Origin of the sequence: Streptomyces sp. NPDC018031 (assembly GCF_044327625.1) — a bacterium.
Classification (GTDB): Bacteria; Actinomycetota; Actinomycetes; order Streptomycetales; family Streptomycetaceae; genus Streptomyces.
Map to the genome: position 1 here is coordinate 81,041 of NZ_JBIRFT010000009.1, position 19,312 is coordinate 100,352.

Sequence of the window (19,312 nt, forward strand, 5' to 3'; positions counted from 1 at the left end):
AGGCCCCGCCGTGGGCCGGGGCGCTGCCCGGCAGCGTTCCGCATCCCGTCCGCCCCGGGCCCGGCGGCGCCGGACCGGCGGGGAGGCCGGCCCGGCAGGCCCTCAGGAGAGGGGGCGCGACCCCATGCGCGTAGCCGTCCTCGGCGTCGGTCGCCTCGGCGCGTTCCACGCCACCACCCTGCACGCCCACCCGGACGTCACCGAGTTGCTGATCGCGGACGCCGACCCGGCCCGCGCCGCCGGGACCGCCCGGCGGCTGGGGGCGCCGGCGCGCGCCGTGCCGTCGGTGGACGCCGCCTTCGCCGCCGCCCCCGACGCCGTCGTCATCGCCACCGCGACCGCCGCCCACCCCGGCCTGATCCGCCGGGCGGCCGGGGCCGGGCTGCCCGCCTACTGCGAGAAGCCGGTCGCCACCGGTCTGCCGGAGACCGTGCGGGCCGTGCGGGCGGTGGGGGAGGCGGGGACCGTGCTGCAGATGGGGTTCCAGCGGCGCTTCGACCGCGGGTACGCCGCCGCCCGGCAGGCCGTGCGCACCGGGCGGCTCGGCCGGCTGCACACCATCCGCGCCGTCACCTCCGACATGGCGCCGCCGCCGCCGGAGTTCGTGCCGCTCTCCGGCGGTCTGTACCGGGACTGCGTGATCCACGACGCCGACGCCATCCGCTGGATCACCGGCCGCGACATCGCCGAGGTGTACGCGCTGGGCACCGACCGGGGAGCGGAGTCCTTCCGCTCGGCCGGGGACGTGGACACCGCGGCCGCCCTGTTCACCCTCGACGACGGCACCCTGGCCACCGTCACCGCGACCCGCTACAACGGCGCCGGCTACGACGTGCGCATGGAACTGGCCGGAACCGTCGGTCAGATCGCCGTCGGCCTGGACACGCGCACCCCCCTGACGTCCGTGGAGCCCGGGGCGGCCCCCGGGCCCGCCGAACCCTGGGCCGGTTTCCTGGACCGCTTCGCCCTCGCCTACCGGGCGGAGATCGGCGCCTTCCTGGACGTGGTCCGCGGGACGAGGCCCAACCCCTGCGACGGCCGGGAGGCGCTCACCGCGCTCCTGGTGGCCGAGGCGTGCGAGAGCTCGCGGCGCGAGCGGCGCCCGGTGACGGTCGCGGAGGTGGCCGACCGGGCCGCGGCATACGGGTGACGGGCGGGCGGGCCGAGCGGGTGCACCACTCGCCGGCCCGGCTCCGGCGGCCACGGCGTGCGTATCGGACGTGTAACAGTGGCCGATGAGTGGCTGTTACCCGGCCGACCGGCCACCGAGAGGCGCCCCGCCTAGCGTCGAAGGCACCGAACCCGATCGACCGGAACCGGAGTCGCAGCCATGATCCGCACCACCTCCGCGCCCCCGCGCACCCCCCGGGCCACGGCCGCCACGGCGTCCGCCCTGGCCGGTGCCGCCGCCGTCGCCCTGCTCTGCTCGGCGTGCGGCGCGAGCGGCGGGAACGCCGGTGCCGCCGCGCGCACCGTCGTCCACTCCGCCCGCCCCGGCGCCGCACCGTACGTACTCGACCAGCACGGCGAGGAGAACGCCGACCGGGGCCGGGCCCGGCGCACCCCGGGGAAACTGGCGCTCAGCGAATTCACCACGGTCGGCGGGATGCGCTGGACGCGGTGGGGGCCGACCACCGCGGTGGGAACCGGCGAGGCCACCGGCGCCTGGTGCCTTCCGGGCTGCCTCGACAAGCCGCTGAAGGCGACCGTCACCCTCGCCGACCCCCGGCGGGTGAACGGCACGAAAGTGTTCTCCTCGTTCGTTCTGGAACTCACCGACGCATCCGGAGCGTACGATTCCGATGACCTCCGGGGGAAGCGTCCGCTCGCCACCCGCTGACCGGAAAGGCCCCGATGCCCAAGCCCGCGGCCGCGGCCGCCCTCCTGGCACTCGCACTGGCGCTTGCGCCGGCGGTCGCGGGCACCACCGGGTGCGGCGGGCCCGACCGGCCGCACGTCGAGGGACCCGCCCCCCGCCCCGGCCGGGCCGCCGGCCCGGTCTACGTCTCCGACGTGCTGGGCCACCCGCTGCGCCGCCCCACCGAACTCGCGGTCACCGAACACACCTCGCTCTCCGGCCTCGGCTGGCGGTCCTGGGGGCGGAGCAGGGCAGTCGCCACCGGACGGGTGTACGGAACCTGGTGCATGCCCGGCTGCCCGTCGTCCGGCTACCGGGCCACCGTCGAACTCACCGGACTGCGGCGGCAGGAGAACGTCTCCTACTACACCCGCGCCACCGTCCGCTCCGCCCACCTGCCCGCCGAACAGGCAGCCGGGCTGCGCCGGTTGGCGCTGCCCGCCCCCGCCCCCTGAGGAAGCCGGAAGCCATGACCGAGGTGTTGCTCGTGGAGGACGACGCACTGCTGCGGGAGGCCACCCAGCTCTCCCTGGAGCGCTACGGCTACCGGGTGCGGACGGCCTCCGACGGGCTCGCCGGGCTCGACCGGTTCCGCGACCGCACGCCCGACGTCGCCGTACTGGACGTCATGCTGCCCTCGCTGGACGGCGTCAGCCTGGTCCGCCGCATCCGGGAGGAGAGCCGGGTACCGGTGCTGATGATCTCCGCCCGTACCGACCCGGTGGACGTCGTGCTCGGCCTCGAGGCGGGCGCCGACGACTACCTCACCAAGCCCTACGACATCCCGGTGCTCGTCGCCCGCATCCGCTCCGCACTGCGCCGCGCCGCGGACGGTGCCCGGCCCACCGCGCCGGAGGGGGCGCCGCCGCTGAGGTTCGGCGACCTCACGGTGGACACCGCCGCCATGGAGGTGCGCCGCGGGGGCCGCCCGCTCGAACTGACCCCCACCGAACGCAGACTGGTGCTGGAGTTCGCCGCCCACCCCGGGGCGGTGCTCTCCCGGGCCACCCTGCTGGAGCGGGTGTGGGACTACGCCTGGGGCGGCGACACCCGCGTCGTCGACGTCCATGTGCAACGACTGCGGGCCAAGATCGGCCGCGACCGCATCGAGACCGTCCGCGGCTTCGGCTACCGGCTCGCCCGCTGACCGCCGATGGGACTGCGCACCCGGATCGCACTGGTCATCGCCGGGACCGCGGCCGTCGTCGCCACGCTCATCGGGTTCCTGGTGCACCAGCGCACCGCCGGGGACCACCGGCGGAACGCGGCCGACGCGGCCGACGCCCGGCTGCTGGCGGCGCTGGAGGAGCACGCCGCCGGCACCGACGGCGGCGCCCTGACCGACCCGTCCGAACTGCCCGCGGTGCTGCGCGAGACCATCACCCGCCGCCCGGTGCGCGCCACCTACCTCCAGCGGCCCGCCGGCCGGGCTCCGGTGATGTGGGCGGCCGCCCGCAGCGGCGGCGACGTCCTCGTGGTCCGGCGCTCCTACGCCCCGCAGGCCCGCGCACTCGCCGATCTGGACCGGGTGCTGTTCGGCTCGGGGCTGGCCGCCACCGCCGTCGGCTGCGTCCTGGGCGCCGCCGTGGCCGCCGGTACCGGCCGGCGCATCGGCGCCTCGGCACGCACCGCCCAGCGGATCGCGGACGGTGACCTGACGGCCCGGGTCCGCCCCCGGGGCCGGGACGAGATCGCCCGGCTCGGCGCCGCCGTCAACACCATGGCGGACGCGCTCGGCGCCCGGCTGGAGGCCGAACGGCGGGTGACCGCCGACATCGCCCACGAACTGCGCACCCCGGTGGCCGGGCTGGTCACGGCCGTCGGTCTGCTCCCGCCCGGCCGCCCCACGGAACTGGTGAAGGGGGGCGTGGAGGTGCTGCGCCGGCTGGTGGAGGACGTGCTGGAGGTGGCCCGGCTGGACGTGCCCGGCGTCGAGCGGGCCCGGTGTGAGCAGGCCGCGCTGAGCGCGCTCGCCCACCGGGCCGCGGCGTCGGCGGGCGCGGACGCCGCGGTGCGGGTGCGCCGGGACGCGGTGGTGGACACCGATCCCCGCCGGGTCGAGCGGATCCTGGTCAATCTGGTCACCAACGCCCAGCGGCACGGGGCCCCGCCGGTGGTGCTGGAGGTCGACGGGACCGTGGTGCGGGTACGCGACCACGGCCCCGGCTTCCCCGCCGAACTGCTCGCCCAGGGCCCGCGCCGGTTCCGCACCCAGGCGCGCGAGCGGGGTGGCGGCATCGGGCTGGGGCTGACCATCGTCGCCGGGCAGGCCCGGGTGCTGGGCGCCGGACTGCGCTTCGAGAACGCCCTCGGGGGCGGCGCCCGGGCCGTCCTCGACCTCGCGCCCGGCCCCGGCGCGCGGCCGGGACCTGAGGTGTGACGCGTGGGCGGTGGCCGGAGGTGTGACGCCTGACCGGTGGCTGGCGGTGTGACGCGTGGGCGGGACCGGAGGTGTGACGCGTGGGCGGTGTCCGCACCGGCCGCATCCGCCCGCCGGTATCCGGGGCCTGAGGGGTCGACAGCCAGAGGGATCCGCAGCCTGAGGGATCCGCAGCCCGAGGGATCCGGAGCCGCCTCGGCCCCCGGGCCCCCGTCCCAGGCCCCGGGCCCCGGATCCCGGAGCCGCCCGGCCTTCCGCCGCCGGCCACGGTCCGTCCCGCGCGCATTCTCGCCATTGGCAAGCACATGACATGCCGGTGCCGCGCTCCCCGGTAGAACCGAGGTCGCTTCCCCTCGCAAGACGGCTCGTGCGACGGCGGGTACGGCGACCGCCGCGCCCGGACCGGGCCCGGGCGCCGGATCCCCCACCCCGCCGGAGGAGCGGTCATGCCACGAACCCGCGCGCGACCACGGCGCCGGCCCGCCCCGCGGCCGTGGCGCACGGACCGGTCCCGGCCCGCAGGCCGTCCGCACCCCCGTCCCCGGACCCGCTGAGCGCCCTGCCGCCGGATACCGACCGGCGGCACCGGGCCGCCCGCCCCCGACCCCCGACCGCCCGCCACCCGCCGGAGCGTCACCGATGTATCTGTCACATGCCCGGGCCGCCGACACCCGACGCGATACGGCGGCCGCTCCCAGGAACCGCACCGGGAAACCGCCCGGAGGGCCGGCCGAGGGGCCGGGCGCCGGACGGGCGAAGGTACCCGCGACGGTGCTGGCCCTGGGCATGGTCAGCCTGGTCACCGACGCCTCGGCGGAGATGGTCACGGCCGTCCTGCCGATGTACCTGATGTACGGCCTGGGCATCGGATACCTCCAGCTCGGTGCCCTCGACGGGCTCTACACCGGCGCCACCGCCGCGTTCCGGCTCGGCGGCGGGTACGCCGCCGACCGGTTCGGCCGGCCCAGGGCCGTCGCCACCGCCGGCTACGGGCTCTCCGCACTGACCAAGCTGGGGCTGCCCGCCGTCGGCGCGTCGGTCACCGGCATCGGTGCCCTGGTGGCCGCCGACCGCACCGGCAAGGGACTGCGGACCGCGCCGCGGGACGCGCTGATCACCGCCGCGACCCCCGAACGGGACCTGGGCCGGGCCTTCGGCGTCCACCGGGCGCTGGACACCTGCGGCGCGCTGCTCGGGCCGCTGCTGGCCTTCGCGGTCCTGCTCGCGGTCCCGGGCGGCTACGACACGGCGTTCCTGGTCAGCTTCTGCCTCGCCGCCGTCGGCGTCGTGGTCCTGGTGACCTTCGTCCGGTCCGGCACCGCCGCCCCGCCGGGCGGCACCGCCCTCGGACCGCGGAAGTGCCTCGCCGCCCTGACGGCGCCGGACATCCGTCGCTGCACCCTGGCGACCGCACTGCTCGGGCTGGTCACCGTCGGCGACATGTCCTTCTACATCGGCGTGCAGCGCCGGCTGGACGCACCGCTCGAAGCGCTGCCGCTGCTGCCCGTCGGCACCGCGCTCGTCTTCATGGCCGCGGCGGTGCCGATGGGACGGCTCGCCGACCGGGTCGGCCGGTGGCGCCTCTTCCTCGGCGGCCATCTGGTGCTGCTCGGCGCCTACGCGTTGCTGTTCCTCGCGCCGGTGTCCGGATGGCCCCCCACCGTCGCCCTCCTCACCCTGCACGGACTGTTCTACGCCGCGACCGACGGCGTGCTGATGGCCCACATCGCACCGGCCGTCCCGGCGGCGGCGCGCACCACCGGGCTCGCCGTCGTACAGACCGCGCAGGCCCTCAGCCGGGCCGGCGGCGCGCTGCTCTTCGGGGCGCTCGCCGCCCTCGGCGGGCTCGGCACGGCCTTCGGCGTGCTGCTGTGCGCGCTGCCCGTCGCCGTCATCGCCGCCGGCCGTCTCCACCAGCCAGGGAGCTCCGCATGAACCGCAGCGACCGCCGCCGCGCCGCCACCGGGATCGCCCTCGTCACCGCCCTGCTGGGCACCGCCGCGACAGCCGTCGCCTGGCGCGGCGCCGACCGCGAGCCGACCACCGACTCGCTGCACCTCCGGCGGGCCGGCACCGTCGTCTCGGTGGACTCCGGCCGGGTCCGGCAGACCACCCGGGCAGGGGAACCGCTCGGTTCCGGCCCGTCCTGCGAGCGGGCCGCCGTGGCCGCCGGGACCCTGGTCTGCCTGCGCGGCCTGCCCGGCCCGATGTCGTCGGAGGTCCGGGTCTACCGGGCGGGGGACTCCTCGCCCCGGGTCACCCTGCCGGTCTGGGGACAGCCGAGCAGGGCACGGGTCTCGCCGTCCGGCCGGCTGGTCGCCTGGACGGTCTTCCGCACCGGCGACTCCTACGTCCAGCAGGGCCGGTTCTCCACCACCGCGGGCATCTACGACCTGGAGACCGGCGCCCACCACGGTTCACTGGAGGACTTCACGCCGGTGGTGGACGGCAAGCCCTACCGGAAGGACGACCGGAACTTCTGGGGCGTCACCTTCGCCCGCGACGACCGGACCTTCTACGTGACCATGGCGTCGCGGGGGCAGACCTGGCTGATGCGCGGTGATCTCGGCACCCGCCGGCTCACCGCCGTGCGGCAGAACGTCGAGTGCCCCTCGCTGTCGCCCGACGGCACCCGTATCGCGTACAAGAAGCGGGTGGGCGACCGCTGGCGGCTGCACGTCCTCCACCTGGGGTCCGGCGAGGACGTCCCGCTCGCCGAGACCGCGGACATCGACGACCAGGCGGCGTGGCTGGACGACCGGACCGTGGCCTACGCGAAACCGAGCGGTGGCGGACCGCATGTCTTCACGGTGCCCGCCGACGGCTCCGGAACGCCCCGGGAGGCGTTCCGGGGCAGCTCGCCGACGCCCACCACCGGTCCGGAACGGCCGTCAGCCGGCGGCCGCAGCACGCCCGTTCACACCCCGGCCACGCGCGCCTGACCGGCCACGCGCGCCTGACCGACCACGCGCGCCTGACCGGCCCGGACCGGGTGACGCCCGGTCGCTACGGGGAACAGGGCCGGCGCGCCTCCCGCCGCGACCCCCGGCCGCCGTCCGGCGCGGGCGGTGGGCATGCCGGCGGGCCACCCCGGCATGCCCACCGCGCGCCCGGGCGGCGTCGTGCCCCGGGGGAGCCACCGCGCCTCGACCCGCCGGGACGGGGTGGCACCCCGTCCCGGCGGGTCGAGGCGGACCCGGACCGGGGCGGGTCCGGTGTACTGCCTTGCCTTGCCTTGCCTTGCCTTGCCTTGCCTTGGCGGGGGCCGGGGGCAGAGGGCGCGGGCCGGCGTCCGTCCCGGTCGGGGGCCCGGATTCCGGTCCGGCTGCCGGGCACCCCCGTCCGGGGCGGCCACGCGCCCCGCGCCGCGCCCTGCCGCCCCGTGCCGTACGTCCCACCCCGCTCCGTGCCCCGGGCCCCACCGCACTCCCGCCGCCCCGTGCCGTACGTCGCACCCGGCACCTCGGCCCGGTGCCCGACCCGGCGCCGCGGCCCCCGGCTGTCCGGGGCGGGCCGGCCGGACGCCGCCGTCCGGCCGCGCACCCGGGTTGCGGCGCGGGGTGCGTGGGGTAGGCACCCACTGCGCCACACCCGCCCCACGGACCGTTCCGTTCCCGGCCCTCACGTCCGCCCGGCCTTTGCCCACCAGGCCCGGCCGCGCGCCCGTCGGCCTGCCCGCGCCCCCTCGTGCCCCAGGAGAACCGTTGGAGCCCACCGGCACCCCGTCAGCAGACCCCCACCGCCCCGGCACCGTCCCGGCCGTCTCCCGCCGCCGGTTCCTCCAGGTGACCGCCGGCACCGCCGCCGTGGCGGGCACGGCCGCCCTGCCCCTGGACGCGGCGGTCGCCGCCCCGCGCCGCCGCGGCACGCTGTCCTTCACCGCCGCCACCAACGGCGCCGCCACCCTCGCCCCCTCGGGCGACCGGCTGGTCGCCGAGGTGCAGAACGTGCTCTGGTCGGTCCCCCGCGAGGGCGGCGACGCCACCGCCCTCACCCCGCCCGGTCTGGAACCCGCCCGCCCGGTCTTCGCACCCGACGGCGCACTCATCGCGCTCTGCGCGTACCGGGGCGGCGGCTTCCACCTGTGGACGGTGCGGCCGGACGGATCGGACCTCCGGCAGCGCACGGACGGCCCCTGGGACGACCGGGGCCCGGCCTGGTCACCGGACGGCACCCGGATCGCCTTCTCCTCGGAACGCGGCGGCGACCCGGTGGCCGGCAGCCCCTACCGGATCTGGGTGCTGGACCTGGCCGGCGGCGGGCTCACCCGGCTCACCGGGCTGCCCGGCCAGGAGGGACCGCTGCAGGACGGCGCCTGGGAGGACTTCGACCCGGTGTGGTCGCCGGACGGCGAGCGGGTGCTGTTCGTCCGGGCCGCGCCGGCCGGGACCGCGCTGGAGGCCCGGACCATCGCCTCGGTGGCCGCCGACGGCAGCGGGCCGGTACGGGTCGAGCACACCGAGACGGCGGCCGCGCAGGTCATGGTGCCGGCCGTGTCGCCCGCCGGCCGGCTCGCCTATCTGCGCACCACTCCGGCGCCCGCGGCCGGTTGCACCCTCGTGGTGGACGGCGCCGCGGTCCCGGTGCCGGGGGACGTACTACCGGTGCCGCCGCGCTGGATCTCCCCGGACGAGCTGCTGCTGACGGTGGACGGGAAGTTCCGCATCGTCCGGCCGGCAGCCCCCGGCACCGCGGAGGAGATCCCGTTCCGGGCGGTCCTCCCGGTCGACCGCCCGCGCTACCCCTGCAAGCGGTACGACACCGGCATCGGCGGCGTACGGCCGGTCCGCGCGATCCACCTCCCCGCCCTCTCACCGGACGGCCGGCGGGTGGCCTTCGCCGCGCTCAACTCCCTGTGGGTCGCGGACACCGCGGGCGGCGCCGCGCCGCGCCGGGTGGTACGCGCCGACCCCACGCGCTATCTACTCGCGCCGAGCTGGACACCGGACGGAACGGGCCTGGTGTACGCCGACGACCGCGACGGGCTGCTCGCGGTGCGCCGACACGACCTGGACTCCGGCACGGAGACCGTGCTGGCCGCCGGCGGCCGGGTGCACCCGGCGCTCTCCCCGGACGGCACCGTCCTCGCCTGCCTGGACGTCTCCGGCAACCTGCTGGTCCGGGAGCTCGCCACCGGCCGCGAACGGGTACTCGCGGCGCCGCTGGCCGGCGGCGGACTGCCCGGTCGGCCGAGCTGGTCACCGGACGGCCGCCACCTCGCGCTGTGCGACCGCAACCGGCTCAACCAGCGCTTCCGCGAGGGGTACAACCTGATCCGGGTGGTGGACGCCGCCGACGGCACGGACCGGCTGCACGCGCTCGCCCCGCACCTGTCCCTCTCGGAGCGCTACGACTGCGGGCCGGTGTGGTCGCCCGACGGCCGGCACCTGGCGGTGGTCGCGGAGTCGGCGCTGTGGCTGCTGCCGGTGCGGCCGGACGGCACACCGGACGGCGCACCGCGCCGGCTGACCGACGAGGCCGCCGACCACCCCTCCTGGTCCGGGGACTCCCGCCACCTGCTGTACCTGTCGGCGGGCCGGCTGCGGCTGCTGGACGTCGCGGCCGGCACGGCCCGCACCGTACGCGTCCCGCTCGACGTCCGGCGGCCGACCCCGCCGGACACCGTCGTGCACGCCGGGAAGTTCTGGGACGGCACCGGCGACCGGGCCCGCGAGGACGTGGACGTCCTGGTGCGCGGCGGCCGGGTCGCCGCCGTCGAGCCGCACCGGGCCGGGCGGTCCGCGGCCCGCCGGATCGACGCCGCGGACCGCACCGTGCTGCCGGGCCTGTGGGACGCGCACACCCACCCCTGGCAGTACACCTACGGCGGCCGGCAGACGGCGCTCCAGCTCGCCTACGGCATCACCACCGCGGTCTCCCTCGGCGGCTTCTCCTACGAGCAGGCCCGGATCCGGGAAGCGGTCGCGGCCGGAGCGCTCGCCGGCCCCCGCCTGCTGACCAGCGGCGAACTGCTGGACGGACCACGCGTCGCCTACAGCATGGGCCGGGCGCACCGGACCCGCGCCGGACTGCGCCGCTCCCTGGCCCGCGGCGCCGCGCTGGACTGGGACTTCGTCAAGACGTACGTCCGCGCGCCCGGCTGGGTGATGGAGGAGGCGGCCCGCTTCGCCCACGAGCGGCTCGGTGTGCGCAGCGGCGGCCACCTGTGCTCGCCGGGCGTCCAGCTGGGCCAGGACCTGACCACGCATCTGCAGGCCACCCAGCGACTGGAGTACGGGCACGCGACCTCCGCGGCCGGCCACGCCTACCAGGACCTGACCGAGATCTACACCGGCACCGGCGGGCCCGGCGGCCCGGCCACCGACTTCCACCTGATCGCCACGCCGTTCACGGCGCTGCCGCTGCTCGGGGCCGACCCGGCGCTGGCGCGGGACGAGCGGGTCACCCGGCTGATGCCGCCGTGGGACGCGGAGTTCGTCCGCCGGACCGCCGGAACGCCGCCCACCGACGCACAGCTGGCCACGGTGCGCCGGGAGATCGGCGTCTACCGGCGGATCCTGGCGGGCGGGGGACTGGTGGCCCTGGGGACCGACGCCCCGCTGGTCCCGGTCGGCCTCCACCTCCACCTGGCGCTGCGGGCGCTGCACCGGTACGGGCTGACCGCGGCCGAGGCGCTGCGCACCGCGACGGTGCTCCCGGCGCGGGTGTTCGGCGCCGACCGCGACCTGGGCACCCTGGAGGTGGGCAAGGTCGCGGACCTGGTGGTGGTGGACGGCGACCCGTTCGAGGACTTCGACACGCTGGTGCGGACCGATACCGTGCTGCGCGCCGGGACCCGGTACGAGCGGCGGGAGCTGGTCGGGGCGTTCCCGGGCGGTGGCGCGGTACGCGGTGCGGCGGCGCGGCGGTGGCTGGAGGTGGGCCGGACGCTGCGCCGGGACAGCTGCTGCGAGACCGGCGGCTGAACCGCCCCGGGCCGGTCCGCCGCCGGCCCGCTGTCGCCGGCCGGCCGGCGCCGGGCCGGGGCGCGGGGCGCCGGCGGAACCGCGCGGGCCGGGAGCCCTCCCGGTGTCCCGCGGCCGGCGACCCGGGCGGGCCCGCGGCCGGGCGGTGCGGACCGGCCGGGCGGACCCCGGCGCGGCCCGCCCGCCGCGCGGCCCGCCCGCCGCGCGGGCCGCGCCGGGCTGCGGGCGCCCGCTCAGCCGAGTGGTGCCGGCAGCGGGTCCCGGGCCCGGCGCAGCAGGTGCTCCGCCGCCGGGCACGCCTGGAGCGCCGGGAGGAGCAGCAGCCACAGATCGGCGAGCCGGTCCTCGATCAACAGCCGGCTGTCCAGGGCGTCGGAGACGGTGTGCAGGCCGAAGAACGCCGCGACCAGGCTGCGCGCGTCCCTCGCGGGATCGGTGTGGGCGGCGAGCTCGCCGGCGGCGCTCGCCCGGGTCAGCATCCGCTCGACGGTGTCGATCCAGTCGATGAACGGGGTCGGCATGGTCACCGCGATGGCCTTGCGCTCGGTCCACAGCCGGGCCCCGGCCCGGACCAGGATGTCGTCACGGAACTGGCGCGCCACCGCGAAACTCAGCCGGACGAGTCGTTCGAGCGCCGGCACCGGAGCCGAATCGTGCCGCGCGATCACCTCGGGCCAGGCCGCGAAATGCGCCTGGACGACCGCCAGGGCGAGCTGTTCCTTGTTGCCGTAATGGAAATAGATGGCTCCACTGGTGCGGCCCGACAGCTCGGTGATGTCGCTGATACTGGTCGCTACGTACCCCCGTTCGAAGAACAGTTGAGCTGCCGCTTCCAGAAGGGCTCTCCGCGTCGCTTCTGCCCGCTCCTGCACGTACGTTCCCTCGCCTTTCGCGTGTGGGCTGTCGGGGGGAATCTACTGGTGTCGCCGCCCGGTCGTGATGCTCAGGCATGCGCGCTCGGCAATAGTGCTATTGCCTTTCTTTCATGAATGATGTCGTGGAGGCGTGCGCCGCGGACGAACCGCGGTCGGGTTCGCTGAGCTGGTCCCGCACCGTCGACCGGGAACTGGTGCACCGCGCCTCGGTGGCCGAGGTCCTGCTGACGGACGTGTGCCGTCGTGGCCCCGGGCACTTCCTCGCCGCGGCCTCCTGGGCGCGCTCGCACCCCACCTTCCCGCGCGGCCGGGACGACCGGCACAGCCCCTGGATGGTCGCCGAGACCATGCGCCAGCTCGGCATCTACATCCCGCTGCGGTACTACGCGGTGCCGCCCACCGCGCGCTTCCTCATCACCGATCTGGCGTTCACGCTGGACCCGGTGGCGGAGCCCAGGGTGCGGTACGGGGCGAGCGAGATCACCTGTCAGGCGTGGGTCCAGGACGTCCGTACCTCGCGCGAGTCGGGCCTGGTGTCCGGGTTGCGGATGCGGGTCCGGTACCTGGCCGGCGAGGCCGTCTTCGCGTCCGGTGCGGGCGGGGCGCGGTTCCTCGGCGCGGAGCCGTACGCCGCGCTGCGGGCGGGGACCCGGACGGTGGTCCGCCCGCCGGGGCGGCTGGCCCGGCCCGAACCGGCCCTGCTGGGGCTGGAGTCGGCCGCCGACGTGGTGCTGGCGCTGGGCGGCGCGGGGCCGGTGGTCGACCCCGCCGACCACCGGCACCCCTTCCTGTTCGACCACGGGACGGACCATGTGTCGGGTATGGCGCTGCTGGAGGCGGCCCGGCAGGCGGTGGCACTGGAGAGCGGCGGCCGTCATACCCGTCCGACGTATTGTCATATGAAAGCGCTGCGGTTTACCGAACATTCTCCGCCCGCGCGCGTCGAATGTCTGTTGCACGGTCGTACCGGAGTCTTCAGATTCCGCCAGGGCGATACGCACACGGCCGTCGGGGTGCTGCGATACAGCTGAGTTGTCACCCACATGTACGCATTGCAGAGGAAAAGTCACACGGGACCCGCGGGCTGACGTAACGTTCATTATGTTTCGCTCCGGGACGGTCGAAGAATCTCCGTCCGGAGCCGAACCTGCCCCTGCCCGGACCCGACCGGAGATGTCGGATGCCGTGACGTGCGGACGCTCCGCGCCGGGACGTTCTCCCCGAGTGCGCCGGACGCCGTGAGTCGATGGAAACGCGGGTTCCGAGGCATTCGCCCCAGCGACCAGAATGGTGGGTACATGACACATCACCGTATTCTCGACTGGACCCCTGAAGCCATCGTCTTCGACTGCGACGGAACCCTGGTGGACACCGAGCGGCACTGGGAGCAGGCGAGGGAAATGGTCCTCCAGGACCACGGCGTGACGCCCGACGCCCGCTTCGCGGCCGCCTCCAAGGGCCTGCACTACACCGAATGCGGGGCGCTCATGGCGCGCGTCGCGAACCGGACCGAACTCACCGAGATGATGACGCGCCAACTGCTGGAAGCCTTCCGCGACCTGGTGGCCCAGCAGCCGACCGCCACCCCCGGGGCGGTGGCGCTGGTGACCGAGGCCGGCAGGTTCGCCCCGCTCGCCGTGGCCAGCAACTGCCCTGCCGACGTGGTGGAGTTCTGCCTGGAGTCCATCGGCGTCAGACGCCACTTCCGGCACGTGGTGGTGCCGGACCAGGGCATCTCGCCCAAGCCCCATCCCGACGTGTACGCGGAGGCCGCCCGGCGGCTGGGGGCCGACCCCGGGCACACCCTCGCCGTGGAGGACACCGCCTGCGGGCTCACCTCCGCGGGCCGGGCGGGCCTGCGCACCCTGGGCGTCGGCAGGAGCCCGGGCGAGGAGGAGATCGCGCTGGCCGACCTGTGGGTCGGCGCACTGGACGACCCCAGACTGGTCGCCTGGGCGCGGAGCCGGGGAGCACCCCGGGGCGCGCTCGTGGACGCGGCGGACGGCGGCGCACCCCGGCCGAACGGCCGGCGCACCGCCCCGGAGGGGGCCCAGGTGCCCGCCCCCGGCGGGCCGTCACCGTCCGAGAACCGGCCCGCGCCGGATCACAACGGGGCCTGCTCCCGGCCCGGATCGCTGTCCGGACCCGCCAACCGCGAGCTGAGGGAGGACACGTGAGCGTTGGCCGTGGTGAACAGCAGCGCCACGCCCACCGCTCCGGGGTCCGGCACCCCTGACGCCCGCTCACCCAGGTAGCTGGCCCGGCCCCGGTGCGCCCGCAGCAAGGTGGTGCTCTGCACCCCCTGCCAGCTGCCCCGGGCGGCCGCGGCCAGGGCCCGGTCCGGCCGCCCGGCCGGCGCGAAGCGCTGGAGCTCCCGGGCGGCCGGGGCGAGCGCGTCGACGAGCGTCTTGTCGCCCGGCACGGCCTCGCCGACCCGCTGTACGGCGGCCAGCCCCGCGGCGGTTCCGGCGGACAGGGCGGTGACCCGCAGGACCGGTCCGGCTTCCGCGACGGCCGCGGAGAGTTCCTGGAACAGCAGCCCGAACAACGGGCCGCTGGTGCCGCCCACCCCGTCGAGGAAGGCCCGGGCGGTGGCCTCCAGTGGCGCGGCCGCGGGCAGCGGGCCGGTCGGCAGGGAGTGCAACTCCTTGACGGCCAGGGTGAGTCCGGTGCGGAGGTTGGTGCCGAAGTCACCGTCCCCCGCGCGCTGGTCCAGCGCGGTCAGCTCGGGCTCAGTGGCGGAAACAGAGTCCGCGAAGCGCTGTATCCAGCCGCGGGTGAACGTCCCGTCGAACTCCATGGTGGCAGCTCCTGTCGCCGGTCTCCTCGCCCCGGCCAGGCCGGCGCGGCGGCGGGCGCGTCGAACAGCTCGACCACCTCGGGGTCGGCCGCGAGGAGAGAGATGGAGAAACCTCGCATGTCCAAAGACGTGGCGAAGTCGCCGACGAGGCTGCGGACCAGCACCACGCCGTACCGCTCCAGTGCCTCGGTCAGTTCGTGGAGGATCGCGTACAGCTCCAGCCGGGTGGTCGAACCCAGGCCGTTGACCAGGGCGATCAGCCAGGTGCCGCGGACCAGCCCGGCGGAGGCGCCGATCGCGTCGGTCATCCGCGTCACCAGGTCGGCCAGCGGCTGCTGCCGCACCGACCGGTCGGCCCGCTCGCCGTGCAGCCCCACGCCGAACTCCAGCAGGCCGGGGGACAGGTCGAAGGCGGGCCGGCCGGTGGCCGGCACGGTGTGCGCCCCGGAGGCCACGGCGATGCTGCGGGACCGCTCGGCGAGGGACGCCCCCAGGGCGGCGAGGCTGTCCAGATCGCGTCCGCGGTCCGCGGCCGCGCCGAGGACCTTCTCGACGAGTACCGTCGCCCCGGTGCCGCGCCGGCCCACCGCGACCGTGTCGGACTCCGACGCGAGGTCGTCGTCGACCAGCACCCGCGCGCAGCGGATGCCCCGGTGGGCGAGCCGCTCCGCGGCGATGCCGAAGTTGATTTTGTCGCCGGTGTAGTTCTTGACGATGTGCAGCACGCCCTCTTCGCGGGCGACGGCGCAGGACGCCTCGAAGACCTGCCGGTTGTGCGGGGAGGCGAACACCAGCCCGGGGCAGGCCGCGTCGAGCATGCCCTCGCCGACGAATCCGATGTGCAGCGGCTCATGGCCGGAACCGCCCCCGGAGAGCAGGCCGACCCGGCGCGCCGGGGAACTCCGCGCGGTCCGGACGAAGCCGTGTTCCGCGTCGTAGATGACCGCGCCCCGATGGGCCTGGGCGAATCCGGCGAGCGCATCCGGGACCAGCGAATCCGGTGCGTTGGCGAAGTAGAAGGCCATGGTCGCTCCTGAGTCCATCGGTACCGCAGAGCTCGTGAGACCGGTGCCGTCGTAACGCCATCGTGGGCTCGGCCCCGGCGCACGGCAACTCAGGGGCGTCCGGCGCGACCGCCCTTCGGGCCGTGCCCGCTCCCGGGCCGGGCCGGCCCCGCGGCCGTGGCCGAAGGCCGGCCGGACCACCGGCGGCCGTGGCGCGGCCCGCCGGAAAGCGCGCGATCCGCACCGCGGGGGCCGCCACCCGGCGACCGGTGCGATGCGGATCGCGTGCAGACGAGCGGAGCTCAGACCCGCTGCGCCGAGACGATGACGACCGGCTCGACCGGCACGTCCTGCATGCCGCGGCTGGTGGAGGTCTTCACGGCGACGATCTTGTCGACGACGTCCATGCCCTGGACGACCTTGCCGAAGACGGCGTAGCCGAAGTCCCGGGAGCCGTGGTTGAGGAAGTCGTTGTCCGACACGTTGACGAAGAACTGCGCGGTGGCGGAGTGCACCGCGGCGGTGCGGGCCATGGCCAGCGTGCCGCGGGTGTTGAGCAGGCCGTTGTCGGCCTCGTTGCGGATCGGCTCGTTGGTCTTCTTCTGCTGCATGTCCTCGGTGAAGCCGCCGCACTGCGCCATGAAGCCGGGGATCACACGGTGGAAGATCGTGCCGTTGTAGAAGCCGCTGTCCACGTAGGAGAGGAAGTTCCGCACCGTGATGGGGGCCTTGTCCTCGTCGAGGCTCACCTGGATCTCGCCGAGGCTGGTCGTCAGCAGGACATCTACCATCTGTGCTCTCCCAAGAGGATTACTGATCGTGATCGTGTCGCGGCCTGTCCGGTCCACGCCCTGTCGGCACGACACGGCGAGACGCCCGGCACCGGGCCGACCTCGGATCCTACTACCCATGGAGATCGACACCGGTCAGCCGCCGGGGACGGCCCCGCCCGGGTGTCGTGCGGCGGCTGGCCGCCGGGGCGTCGCCGGCCGTGGCCGCGCCGTCGCGACCGGTGCTTGCGCGGGACCGGGCGGGGACCGGTCCGGGCCGCTCCGGTGCCCGGCGGCCGGCGGTGGCGGGGGAGTGCCGCCGCTGACTCCGCGTAGTCGGAAGGAAGCCGACTCATCGGGCTGATTCCGGCATATCGCCTTATAGTGAGCATGCATCCGGGCGCGTTCGCGCTCCGCTCCGGGCCGCCCGCCGCGGCCCGCCCGTACCGAACCCGAGGAGCGCCATGCCACGTTTCAGCGTCGTCATCGCCGCCTACCGGGTGCAGGGCTACCTCCGCGCCTGTCTGGACTCCGCGCTCACCCAGTCGTTCCACGACATCGAGGTGGTGGCCGTCGACGACTGCTCGCCCGACCACTGCGGCGCGATCATCGACGAGTACGCGGCCCGCGACCCCCGGGTCGTCCCCGTCCACCAGCCGGTCAACTCCGGCCCCGGTCGGGCCCGCAACGCGGGCGTCGCCCACGCCACCGGCGACTACCTGCTCTTCCTGGACGGCGACGACACCCTCGCCCCCGGCGCCCTGCGGGGACTCGCCGACCGGCTGGACCTCAATCACGACCCGGACATCCTCTACTTCGACCATGTGCGCACCTACTGGTGGGAGCGCGCCGAACCCAGCGTGTTCGGCGACCTGCTGCGGTCCGCCGGCACCGACGTCTTCTCCGTGCTCGACCGGCCGGAGTTCCTCCGCCTCTTCGCGATGTCGTCCAACCGCGTGTACCGGCGCGACTTCTACACCGGCCACGGGTTCGCCTTCACCGACGGCATCTACGAGGACGCCCTGATCTCCTACACCACCATGCTGACCGCCAGGCGAATAGCCTGCGTGGACCTGGTCGGCCTGGAGTACCGGCAGCGGCGCACCGGCGCCAGCACCGGCAGCCCCGGCGAGAAGCACTTCCGCATCTTCGACCAGTACACCCGGCTCTTCGCCTTCCTGGACGACAAGCCGCACCTGGAACCCCTGCGGCCGCTGCTCTTCGAACGCGCCGTCCACCATTTCCTGTTCTGCCTCAAACGCCGGTCCCGGGTCGCCGCGGCGGACCGGCGCCGGTACTTCGCCAAGGCCGCCGCCTGGTACCGGACGCACGTACCGGACGGGTTCACCCCGCCCGCCGAGGAACGGTCCGGCTTCGAGGCGCTCGCCCGCGGGGGGTTCGCACGCCACCGCGCACACGAGACCGTCACCCGGGCCCGCGCCGCGGCCCGCAGGCTCAAGCGGACGGTCCGGCGGCGCCTGGCCGCACGGGCCAAGCGGCTGCTGTACCGGTTCCACCTCCGGCGGCCGATCGACCCCGGCCTGGCCGTCTACTCCGCCTACTGGGACCGCGGGGTGCTGTGCAACCCCGGCGCGATCTACCACAAGGCGCGGGAGCTGGCACCGCACATCCGCGGGGTCTGGGTGGTGCGCAAGTCCCAGCTCGACTCCCTGCCCGACGGCGTGGCGTACGTCCACCCGGGCACCCGGAAGTTCTACCGGACCGTCGCCCGGGCCAAGTACCTCGTCAACAACGCCAACTTCCCCAACGACGTCGTCAAACGGCCGGGCACCGTGCACCTGCAGACCCTGCACGGCACCCCGCTCAAGTGCATGGGCCTGGACCAGCAGCGCTACCCGGCCGCCGCCAACGGCATGAGCTTCCGCAACCTCCTCAAACGCGTGGACCGCTGGGACTACGTGCTCTCCACCAACCAGCACTCCAGCGAGGTGTGGGAGCGGGTCTACCCCGGCTCGTACCGGATCCTGGAGTACGGCTACCCGCGCAACGACGTGTTCTTCTCCGCGACCCCCGAGGACGTCGCCGCGATCCGCGGCGAACTGGGCATCCCCGAGGGGCACACCGCGATCCTGTACGCCCCCACCATCCGCGACTACCGCAAGGGCTTCCTGCCCCAACCGGACCTGGAGCGGCTCAGCCGCGCCCTCGGCCCGCGGACCGTGCTGCTGGTGCGGGCCCACTACTCCTACGGCCGGTGCCCGGGGCTCGAACGGCTCCAGGACGCCGGCGCGGTGGTCGACGTGTCCGGCCACCCGTCGGTGGAGCGGCTGTGCCTGGCCGCCGACGCGTTGCTCACCGACTATTCGTCGATCATGTTCGACTACGCGCTGCTGGACCGGCCGATCGTCGTCTACGCCGACGACTGGGAGGCCTACCGGGCCAGCCGCGGCGTCTACTTCGACCTGCTCTCCGGCCGCCCCGGCGACACCCCCGGCGCCGTCGCGACCACCGAGGACGAACTGATCACCGTCTTCCGCGACGGCAGCTGGTGCGGGCCCGAGGCCACCGCCGCGCGCGCCGCCTTCCGGGAGCGCTTCTGCCGCTTCGACGACGGGCACGCCGCCGAGCGGGTGGTGCGCACCCTGATGCTCGGGCAGGACCCGGAGCCGGCCGCCGAACCCCGCCCCGGACCACGGCGGGACGGCAGGGAACCGGTGGCCCTGTAGATCCTCAGCTCC

15 protein-coding genes are annotated in these 19,312 nt (G+C 75.5%); 11 read left to right on the forward strand and 4 right to left on the reverse strand.

Annotated features, from left to right (window positions below; genetic code table 11):
• The first annotated feature begins 124 nt into the window (after positions 1-124).
• The 8 genes from ACH4B3_RS21160 (at position 125) to ACH4B3_RS21195 (ending at position 11,164) form a co-directional block, all read left to right on the forward strand.
• Positions 125-1,150 (forward strand): Gfo/Idh/MocA family oxidoreductase, encoded by a 1,026-nt coding sequence (locus ACH4B3_RS21160; RefSeq protein WP_398464782.1) that lies wholly within the window; start codon positions 125-127, stop codon positions 1,148-1,150.
• A gap of 180 nt (positions 1,151-1,330) precedes the next feature.
• Entirely contained in the window at positions 1,331-1,840 is a 510-nt protein-coding gene (locus tag ACH4B3_RS21165; RefSeq protein WP_398464784.1) for a hypothetical protein, read from the forward strand.
• 14 nt (positions 1,841-1,854) lie between these two features.
• Positions 1,855-2,313 carry a hypothetical protein gene (locus ACH4B3_RS21170; protein WP_398464786.1) on the forward strand — a complete coding sequence of 153 codons (459 nt, stop codon included), beginning with the start codon at positions 1,855-1,857 and terminating at the stop codon, positions 2,311-2,313.
• Positions 2,314-2,327: 14 nt separating this feature from the next.
• A complete protein-coding gene (gene cseB / locus ACH4B3_RS21175) occupies positions 2,328-3,005 on the forward strand; it encodes a two-component system response regulator CseB (protein ID WP_398464788.1) in 678 nt (225 codons plus the stop codon).
• Positions 3,006-3,011: 6 nt separating this feature from the next.
• Positions 3,012-4,238: an ATP-binding protein gene (locus tag ACH4B3_RS21180; protein WP_398464790.1), complete on the forward strand. Its 1,227-nt coding sequence runs from the start codon at positions 3,012-3,014 to the stop codon at positions 4,236-4,238.
• A 771-nt stretch (positions 4,239-5,009) separates the two neighbouring features.
• On the forward strand, positions 5,010-6,173 hold the full coding sequence (locus ACH4B3_RS21185) for an MFS transporter (protein WP_398464792.1): 1,164 nt from the start codon (positions 5,010-5,012) through the stop codon (positions 6,171-6,173).
• Positions 6,170-7,180, forward strand: a complete 1,011-nt coding sequence (locus ACH4B3_RS21190) for a TolB family protein (protein WP_398464794.1) — start codon at positions 6,170-6,172, stop codon at positions 7,178-7,180. The genes ACH4B3_RS21185 and ACH4B3_RS21190 overlap by 4 nt, the downstream gene beginning before the upstream one ends.
• A 762-nt stretch (positions 7,181-7,942) precedes the next feature.
• The gene (locus ACH4B3_RS21195) at positions 7,943-11,164 is read left to right on the forward strand and encodes an amidohydrolase family protein (RefSeq protein WP_398464796.1); all 3,222 of its coding nucleotides are present in this window, start codon (positions 7,943-7,945) and stop codon (positions 11,162-11,164) included.
• A gap of 233 nt (positions 11,165-11,397) precedes the next feature.
• On the opposite strand, the gene ACH4B3_RS21200 is transcribed toward ACH4B3_RS21195, so the two are convergent.
• On the reverse strand, positions 11,398-12,036 hold the full coding sequence (locus ACH4B3_RS21200) for a ScbR family autoregulator-binding transcription factor (protein WP_398464798.1): 639 nt from the start codon (positions 12,034-12,036) through the stop codon (positions 11,398-11,400).
• Positions 12,037-12,149: 113 nt separating this feature from the next.
• Between ACH4B3_RS21200 and ACH4B3_RS21205 the strand changes: the two genes are divergently transcribed.
• Both ACH4B3_RS21205 and ACH4B3_RS21210 read left to right on the forward strand, forming a co-directional pair.
• Positions 12,150-13,070, forward strand: a complete 921-nt coding sequence (locus ACH4B3_RS21205) for a ScbA/BarX family gamma-butyrolactone biosynthesis protein (RefSeq protein ID WP_398464800.1) — start codon at positions 12,150-12,152, stop codon at positions 13,068-13,070.
• A gap of 267 nt (positions 13,071-13,337) precedes the next feature.
• Positions 13,338-14,216: an HAD family hydrolase gene (locus ACH4B3_RS21210; protein ID WP_398464802.1), complete on the forward strand. Its 879-nt coding sequence runs from the start codon at positions 13,338-13,340 to the stop codon at positions 14,214-14,216.
• On the opposite strand, the gene dhaL is transcribed toward ACH4B3_RS21210, so the two are convergent.
• The 3 genes from dhaL to ACH4B3_RS21225 form a co-directional block, all read right to left on the reverse strand.
• Complete coding sequence (gene dhaL, locus ACH4B3_RS21215; RefSeq protein ID WP_398464804.1) at positions 14,144-14,839, reverse strand: dihydroxyacetone kinase subunit DhaL; 696 nt, start codon at positions 14,837-14,839, stop codon at positions 14,144-14,146. The two genes, ACH4B3_RS21210 and dhaL, sit on opposite strands and share 73 nt — an antisense overlap.
• Entirely contained in the window at positions 14,761-15,864 is a 1,104-nt protein-coding gene (locus ACH4B3_RS21220) for a dihydroxyacetone kinase subunit DhaK (RefSeq protein WP_398464806.1), read from the reverse strand. The genes dhaL and ACH4B3_RS21220 overlap by 79 nt, the downstream gene beginning before the upstream one ends.
• A 281-nt stretch (positions 15,865-16,145) precedes the next feature.
• Positions 16,146-16,634: a peptidylprolyl isomerase gene (locus tag ACH4B3_RS21225; RefSeq protein WP_398464808.1), complete on the reverse strand. Its 489-nt coding sequence runs from the start codon at positions 16,632-16,634 to the stop codon at positions 16,146-16,148.
• 443 nt (positions 16,635-17,077) lie between these two features.
• On the opposite strand from ACH4B3_RS21225, the gene ACH4B3_RS21230 reads away from it, so the two are divergent.
• A complete protein-coding gene (locus ACH4B3_RS21230) occupies positions 17,078-19,300 on the forward strand; it encodes a CDP-glycerol glycerophosphotransferase family protein (RefSeq protein ID WP_398464810.1) in 2,223 nt (740 codons plus the stop codon).
• The last annotated feature ends 12 nt before the right edge of the window (positions 19,301-19,312 follow it).